Origin of the sequence: Pedobacter jamesrossensis (assembly GCF_042650905.1) — a bacterium.
Taxonomy (GTDB): domain Bacteria; phylum Bacteroidota; class Bacteroidia; order Sphingobacteriales; family Sphingobacteriaceae; genus Pedobacter; species Pedobacter jamesrossensis.
In genome coordinates this window covers 12,499-27,023 of record NZ_JBHSBY010000125.1, presented here as the reverse complement: position 1 = coordinate 27,023, position 14,525 = coordinate 12,499, and the positions used below count along the sequence as shown (strand labels likewise).

The 14,525-nt window shown below is 40.1% G+C and carries 15 protein-coding genes; 6 read left to right on the top strand and 9 right to left on the bottom strand.

Going from position 1 to position 14,525, the window contains the following annotated elements:
- Positions 1–15: 15 nt before the first annotated feature.
- The 3 genes from ACFOUY_RS13520 to ACFOUY_RS13510 form a co-directional block, all read right to left on the bottom strand.
- Positions 16–3,147 carry an efflux RND transporter permease subunit gene (locus ACFOUY_RS13520; RefSeq protein ID WP_378961354.1) on the bottom strand — a complete coding sequence of 1,044 codons (3,132 nt, stop codon included), beginning with the start codon at positions 3,145–3,147 and terminating at the stop codon, positions 16–18.
- A 3-nt stretch (positions 3,148–3,150) separates the two neighbouring features.
- Positions 3,151–4,539, bottom strand: coding sequence for a TolC family protein (locus ACFOUY_RS13515; protein WP_378961353.1), 1,389 nt, complete (start codon positions 4,537–4,539; stop codon positions 3,151–3,153).
- A gap of 81 nt (positions 4,540–4,620) precedes the next feature.
- Entirely contained in the window at positions 4,621–5,445 is an 825-nt protein-coding gene (locus ACFOUY_RS13510) for an AraC family transcriptional regulator (RefSeq protein ID WP_378961352.1), read from the bottom strand.
- A gap of 99 nt (positions 5,446–5,544) precedes the next feature.
- Here ACFOUY_RS13510 and ACFOUY_RS13505 point away from each other — a divergent pair, with 99 nt between their 5' ends.
- From ACFOUY_RS13505 to ACFOUY_RS13490, 4 genes are all read left to right on the top strand, one after another.
- Complete coding sequence (locus ACFOUY_RS13505; RefSeq protein ID WP_378961351.1) at positions 5,545–5,982, top strand: DoxX family protein; 438 nt, start codon at positions 5,545–5,547, stop codon at positions 5,980–5,982.
- Positions 5,983–6,470: 488 nt separating this feature from the next.
- The gene (locus ACFOUY_RS13500) at positions 6,471–6,875 is read left to right on the top strand and encodes a hypothetical protein (protein ID WP_378961350.1); all 405 of its coding nucleotides are present in this window, start codon (positions 6,471–6,473) and stop codon (positions 6,873–6,875) included.
- Complete coding sequence (locus ACFOUY_RS13495; RefSeq protein ID WP_378961349.1) at positions 6,856–7,260, top strand: DUF1801 domain-containing protein; 405 nt, start codon at positions 6,856–6,858, stop codon at positions 7,258–7,260. The genes ACFOUY_RS13500 and ACFOUY_RS13495 overlap by 20 nt, the downstream gene beginning before the upstream one ends.
- 9 nt (positions 7,261–7,269) lie before the next feature.
- A complete protein-coding gene (locus ACFOUY_RS13490) occupies positions 7,270–7,659 on the top strand; it encodes a VOC family protein (RefSeq protein WP_378961348.1) in 390 nt (129 codons plus the stop codon).
- Positions 7,660–7,974: 315 nt separating this feature from the next.
- On the opposite strand, the gene ACFOUY_RS13485 is transcribed toward ACFOUY_RS13490, so the two are convergent.
- The 3 genes from ACFOUY_RS13485 to ACFOUY_RS13475 form a co-directional block, all read right to left on the bottom strand.
- A complete protein-coding gene (locus tag ACFOUY_RS13485) occupies positions 7,975–8,967 on the bottom strand; it encodes a DUF932 domain-containing protein (RefSeq protein ID WP_378961347.1) in 993 nt (330 codons plus the stop codon).
- Positions 8,954–9,151 carry a hypothetical protein gene (locus ACFOUY_RS13480; RefSeq protein WP_378961346.1) on the bottom strand — a complete coding sequence of 66 codons (198 nt, stop codon included), beginning with the start codon at positions 9,149–9,151 and terminating at the stop codon, positions 8,954–8,956. The genes ACFOUY_RS13485 and ACFOUY_RS13480 overlap by 14 nt, the downstream gene beginning before the upstream one ends.
- A gap of 190 nt (positions 9,152–9,341) precedes the next feature.
- Complete coding sequence (locus ACFOUY_RS13475; RefSeq protein WP_378961345.1) at positions 9,342–9,905, bottom strand: hypothetical protein; 564 nt, start codon at positions 9,903–9,905, stop codon at positions 9,342–9,344.
- A gap of 352 nt (positions 9,906–10,257) precedes the next feature.
- On the opposite strand from ACFOUY_RS13475, the gene ACFOUY_RS13470 reads away from it, so the two are divergent.
- Positions 10,258–10,407, top strand: coding sequence for a hypothetical protein (locus ACFOUY_RS13470; RefSeq protein WP_378961343.1), 150 nt, complete (start codon positions 10,258–10,260; stop codon positions 10,405–10,407).
- Positions 10,408–10,878: 471 nt separating this feature from the next.
- Positions 10,879–12,783, top strand: a complete 1,905-nt coding sequence (locus ACFOUY_RS13465; RefSeq protein ID WP_378961342.1) for a glycoside hydrolase — start codon at positions 10,879–10,881, stop codon at positions 12,781–12,783.
- Between the two features lie 196 nt (positions 12,784–12,979).
- Here the strand turns inward: ACFOUY_RS13465 and ACFOUY_RS13460 are convergent, their stop codons facing one another.
- The 3 genes from ACFOUY_RS13460 to ACFOUY_RS13450 form a co-directional block, all read right to left on the bottom strand.
- On the bottom strand, positions 12,980–13,399 hold the full coding sequence (locus ACFOUY_RS13460) for a RidA family protein (RefSeq protein ID WP_378961341.1): 420 nt from the start codon (positions 13,397–13,399) through the stop codon (positions 12,980–12,982).
- 138 nt (positions 13,400–13,537) lie between these two features.
- Positions 13,538–14,104, bottom strand: a complete 567-nt coding sequence (locus ACFOUY_RS13455) for a Crp/Fnr family transcriptional regulator (protein ID WP_378961340.1) — start codon at positions 14,102–14,104, stop codon at positions 13,538–13,540.
- A 221-nt stretch (positions 14,105–14,325) separates the two neighbouring features.
- A complete protein-coding gene (locus ACFOUY_RS13450; protein ID WP_378961339.1) occupies positions 14,326–14,505 on the bottom strand; it encodes a histone H1 in 180 nt (59 codons plus the stop codon).
- Positions 14,506–14,525: the final 20 nt, after the last annotated feature.

Genomic DNA, 14,525 nt, shown 5'->3' with positions numbered 1-14,525 from the left:
TTTGATAAATACAGTTTAACTAATTTTTGAAAACTTACTATTGAGATCATCGGGATCCAATGATAAATGATTATACTTTCTTTTTCCAACAGTGCTTTGATAAACGGATGGCAAAAAGAACAAAACACAAATCGTGGAGGTAATCAGTCCGCCGATCACTGCAATTCCCAATGGGGCAATCATCCCATCTCCTATTGCCATTGGTATCATCCCTGCAATCATCGCCAAACTGGTCATCACGATTGGCCTTAAACGATTTTGGGCTGAAAGCAGGTGTGAGTTCTTATGGTCACCCTCTTTCCTTAATACCTCTGCATTGGTCACAAACAAAACAGCATTTGCGATTGCTACCCCAACAGCCATGATGGTGCCCATGTAAGATTGGATGTTCATCGACTGTCTGGTAATTAAAAGCAGCAATAAAGAGCCTGCTATTACGGCAGGAATAATAGACAGCATTACAAATCCGATGCGGAATGATTGAAAGAACACCGTCATCAGCAAGAATACCACAACAATAGCTACCAAGAGGCCAAAAGCCAAGGAAGTTAGGGTCTGGTTTAACAGTTCTGGCTGGCCTCTGACCAGAATTTTAGCTCCCTTTGAAAGATCCGTCCTTAATTTTCCTGCTATTTTATCTGCCTGTTTAAAAGCCGTTCCCAAATCTTTATCGTGTACATTTGCCGTAACGGTAATATATCTCTGCTGGTTCAAACGGTCATATTCGCCTGGCATTGCAATCTTTTTCCATGTTGCCACCTCATTCAATAAATGGCTATTTCCATTTCCACCCCCAACTGGGATCATTTCAATTTGTGAAGTAGAATTCATCTTATATTCTGGATATTGTACCTGAACGATATAGGCTGTACCTGTTGTTTTATCAAGCCAATAACCTGGCGACATGAAACGTGTACTAGAGGTTGCCGCAACAACAGAACGTGTAATCTGTTCAGAAGTTAGATTAAGCTGACCTGCTTTAACCCTGTTGATGTCAATTTTTATGGCCGGATAATCAAGTGGCGTTGAAATCTGCACATCACGCATGTAGGGCAATTTTGAAAGTTCTGCAACCAATTTTTTGGATGTAGCCTTCCCCTGATCCAGATTTTTGTTCACCACTGCAATTTCGATCGGATTGGTCGTGCCCATATTCAATACCTGACTTGCAATATCACCCGGCTCAAAAGAGATGACTGCCTTGGGTAGTTCTTTTTTAACTTCAGCACGCAACTTTTCCTTAAACTCTTCAATTCCAATAGATCCCTTGTTCAATTTTATTTTGGTCACACTCTCATGCGGACCGCCAGTCCATAGGTAAATGTAGTTTACCGGAAAGCTGGAAGGCTGGGTTCCCACAAATGCAGAGGTAATTTTAATGTTCTCTCTACCAGCTATCTTTTCAGACAAGCTCAATAATTTTCTGGTCGCATCTTCGGTACGCTCTAATCTGGTACCCACTGGCAATCTTAGTCTAACTTGTGTTTGACCAGAATCCACCACTGGAAATAGTTCTGTACCTATCAACATAAAAAATAGAACGACCAGTCCCAATGATAGGGTAACAAAGAAGAAGGTAACACGACTGGTATATTTGGAAATACGTTCAATATTGCGCTCGTACCAAGCTTTAAATTTATCGAAAGTCTTTCCAGACGAGGTTTTTTCAATGTGGTCTTTCATCATCCAGTTGGCCATAACGGGTACAAAAGTTTGGGATAAGATAAAAGAGGCAATCATAGCAAAAGCCACTGCAAGAGACAGTGGAACAAACATCGCTCTCGGTACACCATTCATAAACAATGCGGGAACAAATACCGCGAGAATGCTCAACAATATCAATAGTTTTGGAACAGCAATTTCCTTCGAGGCATCTGCAACAGCACGGGCCTTGCTCTTTCCCATTTCTAAATGACGATGAATATTTTCTATGGTTACGGTGGCCTCATCAACCAATATCCCCACAGATAATGCCAATCCTCCCAATGACATGATATTGATCGTTTGTCCCATCAGGTAAAGTACCGTTACCGAACACAGTAAAGCCAAAGGGATGGTCAGCACAACAATCAATGCAGCTCTTTTATCGCCAAGAAAGAGCAAGACCATAAGTCCGGTTAAAACAGCACCCAGTCCACCTTCAAAAAGCAGATTTTTTAGTGCATTTACCACATAATCAGATTGATCAAACTCATAAGAAACCTTGATGTCATCTGGTATAGCTGCCTGCATATCAGGCAAAGAAGCCTTTACCAATTTTACCACATCCCAGGTCGAGGCATCAGCTCTTTTTGTAACCGGAATATATACCGAGCGTTTACCATTCACCAGCGCATAACTTGTGGTTACATCAGAACCAATACTTACCGTTGCAATGTCTTTAACATATACAGAGGCCCCACTTCCTTTTTGCAAAGGTGTATTTTCCAGGTCCTGCAGGTTTTCAATGACGCTATTTTGAGGTGTCAGATACGTACTATCTCCTATCCGTACATTACCAGCAGGAGAAATGGTGTTAGAAGTGGCCAAAGACTGCATCACCTGTTCTGGTGTTAACTGGTAATTACGAATCTTATCAGGATCTACATTAACGATTACCGTTTTGTTATTCCCTCCAAATGGTGGTGGTGCAGAAACACCTGGCAAGGTAGAGAACATCGGTCTTACACGAAACAGGGCCAAATCGGATATTTCGCCTAAAGATTTGGTAGTCGAACTAAATACCAATTGGCCAACAGGCACACTTCCTGCATCAAACCTGGTGATAAATGGCGGCACGGTACCAGGAGGCATAAATGCACGGGAACGGTTTACATAACCCACCACCTCTGCCATGGCCTGAGCCATATCCGTACCTTCGTTAAACTCAATTTTTATTAATGCAGCACCTTGGATAGACTTAGAATCTACATATTTAACACCGGTGATGTAAAGAAAATGGTATTCGTAATAGGAAGTCACAAAACCCTCCATTTGCTCAGGCGATAATCCACCATAGGGCTGGGCCACGTAAACGGTTGGCAACCCCAGCTTTGGGAATATATCTATCTTACTGTTGCGTATAGAAATAAAGGAAAAAAAAGCAATCGCAATAACTGCTACGAGTACTGTGATGGGATTTCTAAGAGCGGATATAATGAGTTTCATCTATTACTGGATCTGTTGAAAAAATAAATCTAAATCTCCTTTTGCGATACTGATGTCGAGCAACGAGCGCTGAACGGCCAATAGCGCAGTGGCACTATTTACTTCGGCCTGCTGAAGTTCATACTGTGCCTGAGCTAAACGCGAAAAATCAATCAAACCACTTGCGTAGCTAAGCTTTAGACTGCTAAAAGCATCGGTTGCACTCTTTAGTCGGATGGCTATTTTGCCTGATATGGCCACATTAGAGTTGTACTGCTGCCAGGCGATATCAGTTTGTTTATTTAAATCCAGTTCAAGTTGCTTTAACTTAAAATGGTCTGCTTTTAACAGTTCTCCGTATTGCCTTTTCTTTGCATTAACCTGATAGAACTGAAAAACAGGAAAGCTAAGCTGTACTCCGGCACCAATATTATCCCTACTAAAACTGAACCCATCCGATTTATTTACAGCACCCATTGCATTGACCCCAGAGCCCCGACTATATATATTCCCCCAAAAATCCAGTTTTGGCCGCCATGTTTTTTTAACCTCATCTAATTTTGCTGCCGTTAGGTCCTTCTGTGCAATAGCAGTCATGAAATAGGGGTGTTTAGCAATGCTTGCTGATTTATCATTAAAAGCATCCATATTTTTAAAAATGGTATCCACCAATAACAGGTTACCATCTCGCTCCTCGCTTCCGATAAGGGAAGAAAGCGTGATCAGTTTTTGTTTGTAGGCATTATCAGTTTGAAGCAGTTCTATTTCTGCCTGAGCGAGTGAGCTTTGAAATTGAACGGTATCAACCCCTGGCCGAAGGCCTGTTTTGGCCAAAACCATTGATTGCACCAAACTACTCGAATATCTTTTGATACTTGCCTGATGACTGGAGATGAGCTGTTTTAGATAAACCGCATCCAGATAGGTATTTATGGCTAAAAACTGATACCTGAAAGTTTGCTCGTTATAATCGGCATTGGCAAGTTTAAATTGCGCTGATGCCCTTTCTATTGCAGCATTGCGCTGACCAAAAGAAATTGGCCTCCAAGTTAACAGCGCCGCTGCCGCCGAGCCGGGCACAAAGTTCAAATCGTTATTTTGGGATGGAGGGCCACTGATAGGCATCATTAGCCCCGGGTAGCTCATCCCAGTAATGTTATTAAAAGTGGCAATATTTGCCTGGTAACCCAGGGTAAGATCGGGCATCAAGCTCCGTTTTTCATAATCAATTACTGATCTGTCTGCCGCTGCATTTGCTTTGGCCGCATTTAATTGGGGCAGATTGTTTTGTACAAGCGAGGGAAGTTCTTTAAGGGATAGTCTTTGCTGGGCTTTTCCAGCAAAAGAAATCAGTAAAAATACCAGAGACAAGAAAATATGCACCAACGGTATGCTTAAAACTTTTCTATTCATCGAAGGTTGTAGGATTAAATTCTCAACCAAAAATGCGTTTTAGAAAATGATTTGCATGGTACATTTGAAAATACTATGGTATCACCACTGTTCTAATCGAAATATTTTTGGCGTTTGGCCTGTAAAGCGCTTAAAGTATTTCACAAAGTGCGAGGAATCACTGAAACTCAGTAGAAAGCCGATTTCTGAAATCGTTTTATCTGTATAAATAAGCAATCTCTTGGCCTCACTGATGATAAATTCAGAAAGCACACCGGCAGCAGACAAATTTGCCGCACGCCTGCAAATGGCATTAAGGTTTTGCGGCGAGGTATGGAGCAAGGTGGCATAATGGGAAACACTATTCTTTAGCCTGCCTTCCTGACTTAACATTTCACGAAATAGATGGTAGATATCTATTTCGGCACTGTTATTCCCTGTAAATGATCTGTCTTCTGAAAGTAGCTTTGCCAGTAAAGCCTTTAAAAGGCCTTCAACAATAGGATTTGAAGCCGTGATATCCTGGACGCTTTCCTTTACCAGCAGCTGAAACAAGGTGGTAACAGTGGCTGTATCTTTTAGTAACATCATTTCTGTCTTACTGAGTTTATACAACAGCGTTTTAATTTCTTTATCTAAGCTTAATTCTACAAACTTCTTTTTAATGATCAGCACATAACCATCGGGTTCGGTATCCAAATCCCAATAATGGATCTGTTCCTTTCTTACAAAAAAGATAATAGGTGGGATAATTTTATACTTTTGCGAATCTATGGAGTGGATGCCTGTACCTTTTGAAAGAAAAACAATTTCGAAATAATTGTGGTGTTTATGCGGGCTGGTTACCCGAACCCCTTTTTTAAATGGTGCTATCTTGATAATCCTGCCAGAACTTATCTTGTCTTTAATAGCTATCGGAGCGATCATTTAATTAAATTGGGCCTAAGTACCGTTCTATTTTCAAATATACCATAATAATTGATTGGTACGGCCTTAACTTAGCAATCCGTTCAAATATTAAAAAGCATGTTTCAGAAAATCATCAAAACCGATAATTCAGGCGCTACCATTATCGTCCGACTAATGGTGGGAGCTGTATTTTTATCAGAAGGAATACAGAAATTTCTCTTTGCAGATAAATTGGGATCTGGTCGCTTTGTAAAAATTGGCTTGCCCTATCCCGAATTCTTTGGGCCTTTTGTTGGCAGCTTTGAGATTGCATGTGGCGTATTGGTTTTGATAGGGCTTTTTACGCGAATAGCTGCACTACCCTTGTTTATCATCATGGTGGTTGCCATGGCGGTTACCAAAACTCAACTATACCTTGACAATGGTTTTTGGTCTATGCTTCATGACAGCAGAACGGATTGGGCCATGTTTTTGGGAAGTATATTTTTAATGGTAAAAGGTGGTGGAAAATGGTCGGTGGATAAAAATCTATGTCAAAACAACAAAGCTCACTAAAAGAAATAGGCAGAATATTTCTGAAATTATGCTACCTTGGTTTTGATCATCCTGCAGCTAATTTCGCCATGATGGAATAAGAGGTTGTCGGGAAACGAAAATGGTGTTTTCTAAATACTTTTTGGATCGTGGGAGCACCACCAACTTCCAATAGTATTTGGGAGAATTGTATCGTTACGACTCTTATTTAAACTTTTTGATGTAGCCGAACTAAAGCGTTATAATTGAATTTACGCGGCAAAATTAGCTAATTTTCCTACACAGTTTCAGTCGCTTTGTTACTGCCCATTTAACGGCTTGTTAAAGTCAGCTGAAGAAAGATCTTTATCTTTAAAGAATTCGATATTGTATTCCATTATTATTACTATACGTCCGTGTCACATTTGACCACTTAGATTGTCACAATTGCACCCTACTGGCGCAAAATTTGTTGGCTAGATTTGAATAGGAAAAACCTAATTAGTTTTCTCGGAACATAAAATTAAAAAATGAATAAGACAATTTTAAAAAGTATTGGAGCAATATTGGCAGGAATTGTATTGGCGGCAATGCTTTCTATTGGAGCAGACTTTTTGTTTGACAAACTGGGAATTATGTCGATGGAAAATTTCAAACAAACATCACTATCGATAATTATTCTGATCGTGGTATACCGCTTTATATTTAATGTAGTTGGATGCTACTTGACAGCAAAATTAGCACCGAATAAACCAATGAAACACGTTATAATAATTGGAATCATAGGGACAATTTTTAGCATTTTTGGCTCATTTGTAATGTGGGACAAAGCAATTCCTTTTTACAACATTGCAATTATTTTAATTTCTTTACCAAGCGCTTGGCTTGGCGGGCAGTTATTCTTAAAAAAACAAAATGGCAAAACAAAAAATTAATGTAAACAGCGAAGTAACTAACTTTTTGGATGAGCAAAAACATCCATTTAGAAAGGAAATTGAAATATTAAGAAATTACATTTTATCTACAAACATAGCTTTGAAAGAAAATATAAAATGGAATGGTCCAAACTATTGCTTCGACAATTCGGACAGAATTACAATGAGAATTCAACCACCAACAAAACAAGTTCAGCTAATATTTCATAGAGGAGCGATCAAACAGACGCCACCCAAAGACAAATTAATAGCAAATAAAAGCAAAATGTTAATTTGGAAAGAGAATGACCGAGCAATCCTAACATTCAAAAGCCTAGAAGACATAGAAAATGGAAAAGCAGAGTTGACAGACATCATCACCGAATGGATAAGTGCAACAACATAAAAAAATGATATGATGAGGAATAGTACAGCTACTGTAAAGCCTTTTCTTACGGTTAATAATTGTCAACAAGCAGTAGAATTTTATATTGCTGCCTTTGAAGCTATTGAAACCAAAAGGTTTGAAATGCCAGACAAAAAGCTATCTTCTGTTGTAGAAATTGAGGATGCAGAATTTTATGTGGGAGATGAAGAACTACAAAACGGTAATTTAAGTCCATACCTAAACTTGAATAGTCCAGTTAGAATAATTCTAAACAGTAGAAACGCTGACAAGCTATTTGAAAAGGCATTAAAGTTAGGTGCGATAGAAATTTGCCCTATCACAAACGAACATGATTGGAGAATAGATAAGCTACAAGATCCATTCGGACACATTTGGGAGATTTGGTACATTTTGTAGAAATGAATACGTTAAAATGACAAGTAAGAGAGATTGGAAAACAACCCATCGCTAACAGCGGTTCCTATGTGAAGCAGTTTTCTTAGAATCAAGTTAATAATTCATTTTAATTATTTCAATAAGTCTTTAAAGTTTGGGACATAAATGTATAGAACTATCAGTCTGCATCTTTACCGATTTTGACGAACATATACATGAAATTTACAATAACTTTGGTAATCACTTTTGTCCCGTAAGGGACCGCGCGCAAAATTGCCCCTCCATTCACCTGGGTCGTTGGCAATTGAAAGGGCATTAAAACGGTTATAGGACGTTTTAGTTCAGCTTTAGTGCATCGTTGCCATGCTTCGCAAAGTCCGCACACAAATCAAAAGTAACCTGCGAACGATCAAACCCAGTGCCGTACATGATGGATTTAAATTTGCTTTCATCATCCCTGAAATTCCGTACATTCTGAAAGTAACCCGTTACGCTGTTGTATGCGCCAAACAATGTGCCTTTGGTGGTTGCTTCCTGCTGGCTTTCTGCGGTCATGGCATAATCAAAAACACTGCTAACCATGTTGTTGTAATGGCTGGATAGTTCGCTTTCCTTTCCCACTTTCAGCTTTTCGAAAGTCTCCTTATTTGGCACCATTGCAAGTTGAATAATGCGTTTAACTTCGGGGTCGGAAATGCGTACCCGTGACCACCTGTTAAAGATTGCTTCCAGTTCGGCACATAACTGGTCAGATACGCCTAACATTTTATGCGCCCCTTGCAGTTTTTCGGCGGCGCTTGCGGTGTGGCGTATCTTAATTTGGTTACTGCAATTTTTCATTGCAGCATTTAAAGTATTAGCGCACCAAATTCTAACTGGCGTAAAAGCTATGGTAATACTACCTAAACCGTCATGTGTAGAGGTTAAAAACAAGTATTGGTCTATTAGGTCATCCCTGCCCACACGTATTTGATCGGGCAGTTTAGCAGTTATAAATATGGTTTCACCATATCCTAACGCCCCTGCGGTTTCATACTGTATACCACCTCTGCCACCTACGATGTTATCAAAAAATGAAAAGGCATCAATGTTTTGTACTACTTCGTAATCCCTTCCGATCTTGTCGCCTAAAATGGCTTCTGTATCGGTTCGGTAGGTAAAAAATGAATTACCCGAAATGATATTATTACCACTTGGCAGGGTATGTAAATTAGGGTGTTTTGCTACTTCAAAATCTAAACCTGCCTGTAAAATAGCTTCTGCGCTTGTGGCGTTTCGGTCAATGTCCTTGCCAATGACCTTCCATATTTTTTCTTTAACGTTTGCCATGATTGATATTTTTAATGTTGCGTACTCTTGATAATAAAATCTCTGTTTCCAGTATGTTGACGTTTGCGGTATCGGTTAAACTTAGTTTTGATTGTGTTTCTACCTCGTTTACGATCTCTGCAATACTGGTATGGTCGGCATGGACTGCCACACGAACCATAATAAAAAGGGTCTCATATTTCATGCTAAATGGTATTGATTTTTGAACTCTGCCAACTGCCTGTAAAAGGCTTGGGGGTTGTCAGCTTTGAAATCCTCTCCGTAACCCTGCCAATAGATTTGGTCAAGGTGGTCTATAAATGCTGCTTCCATGTTGTTGCTGATTAGGTAAGAGAAATAAAATACCCCTGCCATTTAGCAGAGGCATTTAACATTTATGCAGGAATGATAATACCTGCTTCGATCTCTGCCAAACGGTTTACGCACATGCTGTTTACAAACTGTGCTACTGCCTGAATAATGACAGGATTTTTAGTGGTGAACTTCCTGCGGTTATCGTCCTCAATGGTCAAAACGCAACCCTGAAAGTGGTTTGCTTCGGTTTCGTCCGCATCATCGATCTGCGCCACTTCAAAAGCTTCCAATGTATCAATGGTATCTAATAACCTGTCTCGTTGTATTTTCCTGCGGTGCAATTCTTCCACCAGTTTTAAAGTGCTTTCCAAATTCAGCACTATTTTTTGTGCTTCGGGCTTCACCTGTTCCGGCTGTGACTGTATCGCTTCAGCCTTTGGCGCATCCTGTGGCTTTGGCTGTTCAGTCGGTGCAGGGGTTTCCGCTTTCTTCGCTTCGGTTTCGCCCTTTGGCTTTTCATCAAACTCTTTGCTCAACGGCAAACCGTTGGTTTTTGGCTGTGTGGCATTGTTTTCTGCCTTAGCGTTTATCGCTGAACTGTTTAGGTTACCTTTTTTGTTGCTCTCGATTACTGTAGTTTTCATGATTTTGATTTTAAATTTTTACTGATAATGATTTGATTTTGCCCTGTGGGCGTTTTGTCTGTGCATTTTTTACTCCCTGCGGTGGGTGGGCTTCTGCCGTTTGCTGTTTTTGTGTTCATGGTGCTATCTCTTTTATTAATATGTCAGTCGGCAGGGGCCTCCTGTCTTTTTGATAAGCACCCTCACCTAAACCAATCCCTTTGTAAGGCAAGACTTTTCAGAAAAAAAAACCTCGTGAGTGTAGCGAGCAGGGAAGATTTTTTTCTGAAAACCCGCAGGGCCCGGTCTTGACGTCAAAGGGATTGTTGAGAGCTTTGCTACCAAAAAGATGGGTGGAATTATTGACCAGGGATTGCAGACACTTAAGAGAATTTATGAAGTGGCAGGCAGCATGGGTGGCGGAGGAACGGAGCAAGTTATGCCAAATGCAGTGAAGCTGCCGAATGTAGGAACGGAATTTGGCGGCTGGAACTGCTGGCGCATAGGAAAAGGAAAAGGATGAACAAACTGGTATCATTACCCTTTTTGACCACCTTATTGGTACGGGTGTTACTCCAAAACGTCCTTTGGTCTTAAAAGCCAAGTGCCTATAATATCAGATCCATGCTGAAAGCGGAATTTAGCCCCGGGATGGAACTATACTGAGCTTACTTTTAGAGACATTGTCTCCTGTGCGAATAAACGGGGCTAATTCAACACTTACCGTCGAACTGGTCGCTTTTAAGGATATTTATACTAAATGGAAAGGCGATGGTATATGCATCGAAAAGTTGCTGTGTAAACCGTCCTTGTTCAACGAGCATATGGGATTGACTACGCGGCGTATTTATTAAATGCGATTGTAGATTCTTTTTATATAAATCCTATTATCTGGGTCCATCAGCTGCTTATATAGATCCGATCATTATCTTTACTCCACTATCAACCATATAGCACTCTAAAGACTGCATAAGCAATAAATCTCAACCGATCAATGAAAAAAATTACTGCTATTTTTATTTTACTTTACGTTGTTTCGTTTACAGCCTATTCAAAAACCTGGATCATCGCAAGCTCCAGCTTGGAAGTAAAATTTAACGATCAAACAAATATGTTGACTGTTACAGACAAGCGCATCCAAAAAGCCTGGCAACAGACCATAGCCGGTGAAATTTTCACTGTAAAAAATACATCCCAAAGAGGCAACACCTTACAGGTCGATTTTACCGGTAAAAACACTTTTACGGCAATTTTTACGCTAACGTCACTTTCGGCATTAGAGATCAGCTTATCAGCCGACACAAAAATGCCCATGAACGAACTTAGTTTTCCAGCCGCCTTTAAAACCCCTGATAAAGATCATTATTTACTTTATACCGATGGCGGCGGTTTTCTGCTACCGGCAGACGATACAGACTATCCACTTGGCAACGGCCGTACATTTTTCTGTGGCGGCGGTACATCGATGGCATGGATGGGCATGACAGATACTCAATTTGAAAGCGGGTATATGGCAATTTTAGAAACTCCGTTTGATGCGGCATTAAGAACCAAACGTGAGAACGGCCTGGTTACATTTTCGCCTGTTTGGTTATCTTCTAAAGATCAGTTTGCATACGATAGAAAAGTTACGTATCATTTTTTTGATAAGGGTGGTTATGTTGCCCAATGCAAAAAATACAGGGATCATATCTGGAAAAAAAACAACGTTATTACCTTAAAGCAAAATGAACAAAAAACACCTGCTATTGCCAAAATGATTGGCGGGGTACATATATATGTTTGGGACAATGCCCGCGAAGCAAGTTTTGCAGCAGAATTAAAACAAAGTGGAATTGACAAGGCTCTTATACTTTGGAATCCCAATCATACTCCATACCCGAAAATGGGGTATGATACGCAATTAAAAGAGTTAGGCTATGCCACAGGTACTTATGAGCTATTCACAGATTTAAAACTGAGAGACACAGTATTTCGTGAAACAGATGAAAAAGGACCTTTGCGCTTTGCCTTAACTAGCTACCCCGGTAAATTTAATGAGCTTGCGATTAGAAATAAGGATGGTAAAACAGTGTCGAATCAATTTGGGCACACCAGTAACCCCATTGCCATACGCCCTGAAATGGTGAAACGTATTGAACGTGAATTGAAAGAATTTAAACACGAATCATATTTCCTGGATGTGTATCAGGCGAACGGCTTGTTTGAGGATTACTCGACAAAAAATCCGCTTACCCGCCAACAATTTGCAGAAGAAGTAATTAAAAATCATAAGTTATTAGCTGATAAATATGGCCAGTTTATGGGCGGAGAATGGGGAGCGGATTATTTAGGGTCTGGTGCTGTTTACAACCATGGGATGATGACTTTGCAAAGAACCTGGTTTGGCTCAGACATACAAAAAAAAGGAACGATCTACTATTATGGCGACTGGAAAAATAACTCCAGGCCAACGCAAATGTTGGGAACGAGGGTAGCTCCGGATAAGTATCTACGATACTCAATTAATGAGTATACCAGAGTGCCTTTATATGATCTGGTATATCATGATGCCGTGGTAAGTTCCTGGAGATGGGAAGATGGTAATCACCATAATCCTGAAATATGGTGGAAAAAAGATCTATTCAATATCCTTTACGGTAATGCGCCACTTTGGAGTATTGACAGAAATGTTTGGGATGCATACAAAAATACGTTTATAGAGAGCTATAAAAATATTTGTCCGTGGTTACAAAAAATAGGTTATGATGAAATGGTATCTCACCGGTTTGTAACTGCCGACCATAAAGTCCAGGAAACGGTTTTTTCATCCGGTAAGAAAGCGGTTGTCAATTTTGGCGATACGGTGTACACCTTCCAGGGAAAACCGATAAAACCGAAGGGATTTCTATTATTGTAACGCAAGGATCTTTTCGCTTGCATTGATTCATTACTTATGATATTGCGATCTCCAAAGACATTATATCAATGAAGTTCAATAACTACTAATAGGATAATTTATTACAAAAAATACCACGTTTTGCAACGGTTCTGGGATCAAACTATAAAGAAAGACCATGCGTCTACATGGTCTTTCGCTGGATCAAATTAAATGATTATTTCACTACAGTAGCTTCCAACTCCACCTTTAGTGTTTCGTTCAAGGCAACGACCTGCATAAGTGTGACCGACTGTTTCATTCCGTGCTTTGCCACGAAGGCCTTGAATAAGTCGAAACAGTTCTTGATAAATTCATCGGAGGAAGTAGAGTAAATTGTGAGCCGAACTATATTTTTGGGGTCATAACCTGCCTCACTAATTACCTGTTCGAGGTTCTGTATGGCCAGTCCAAGCTGGGTGCGCATATCGGCATTGCTCGACTTGCCATCGGCATGCACTGCTGCCTGACCTGATACATATAGTGTACCCTGCACATTTTTTACTTCAACAGCCTGTACATAGCTGAGCTGGTCCTGCCATTGCCAAGGACTGAATTCTCTTTTTTCCATTTGTTTTTCCTTTTTATTTTGCGCCATAGCTCATGCAAAAGTTAATAATGTAAACACTAAAATTTTACCAAACTTTTTCATGATCTGATGTCTAATTTATACATCAAAGTTCATCAAAACCTCTGCTTACTTTTCGTGACAAATCTCACAATTATCTTAAGCGCGCTATGATGTAGAAAGCCTGCTCAGTGTCTCTCGGGTTACACCCAGATAAGAAGCAATCAGGGTGTGGGATACACGCTGGAAAAGTATTGGATATCGTTGCAGGAGCTTATCGTAGCGTTCTTTGGCATTAGTGCTGATTAATTCCAGTATTCGCTGCTGGGAACTGATATGCCCCCTATTGGCTTTCTGAAGAAAGAAGTAGGTCATTTTAGGAAGGTTCCTGCACAGGTTGTTATAACCCTGAAGGGTCATACATAGCACCTGGGTATTTTCAAGGGCCTGCAACGACATAGTTGCACGACTTTGGTTGAAGAACGCAGAATAATCCCCTTCCCACCAGTCTTCCATAGCAAAGGCTACGACATGTTGCTTTCCTGAGGCATCCGCATAGTCAAGCTTTAAAAGTCCAGACACAACCCAAAAGGCATATGGAACTCTTCCGCCTTCCCTGATAAGAAAATCACGCTTCTTGAAATTCATTAATAAAAAATGCGACAACACATCCTTAAACTCGTCATCGGTAAGCGCAATTACTTTTTCTATATGAGCTTTAAATAAATTTTCCATATTATAAAAGTTTTCAAATTGTAAGCCATTTATAGAGCATGTATCCCTAAGGCTGACATAAACCTGCTTTATATAAATTTATAATATTGTATTGATCAATAATAGCAAATCACTTGTGAAATGTTCTGAAATATGTGCCGGTGGGACTTCTTCGTAATCAAATCAAAAATGCCCGACTGTCAACCAGCCAGGCATTTTCTAAAATGGAAACACCTTTCGAGTTATTTCCCTGAATTTTTCTTAGCAGTCACTTCGGCTCTAAGTTCCTGGGCTAGTGTCTTGCTCTGCTGCAATGCGTTGCGCAGCCTGGTTCCAGCCGCCTTGTTGCCTTTTTCAAAAAATGCCGTAGCATCAGTTTCCGCTGACAAGATCAGCTCTTTTAATTTTTGGAAGTTTTCCATGATATACTTATTTAATTAAT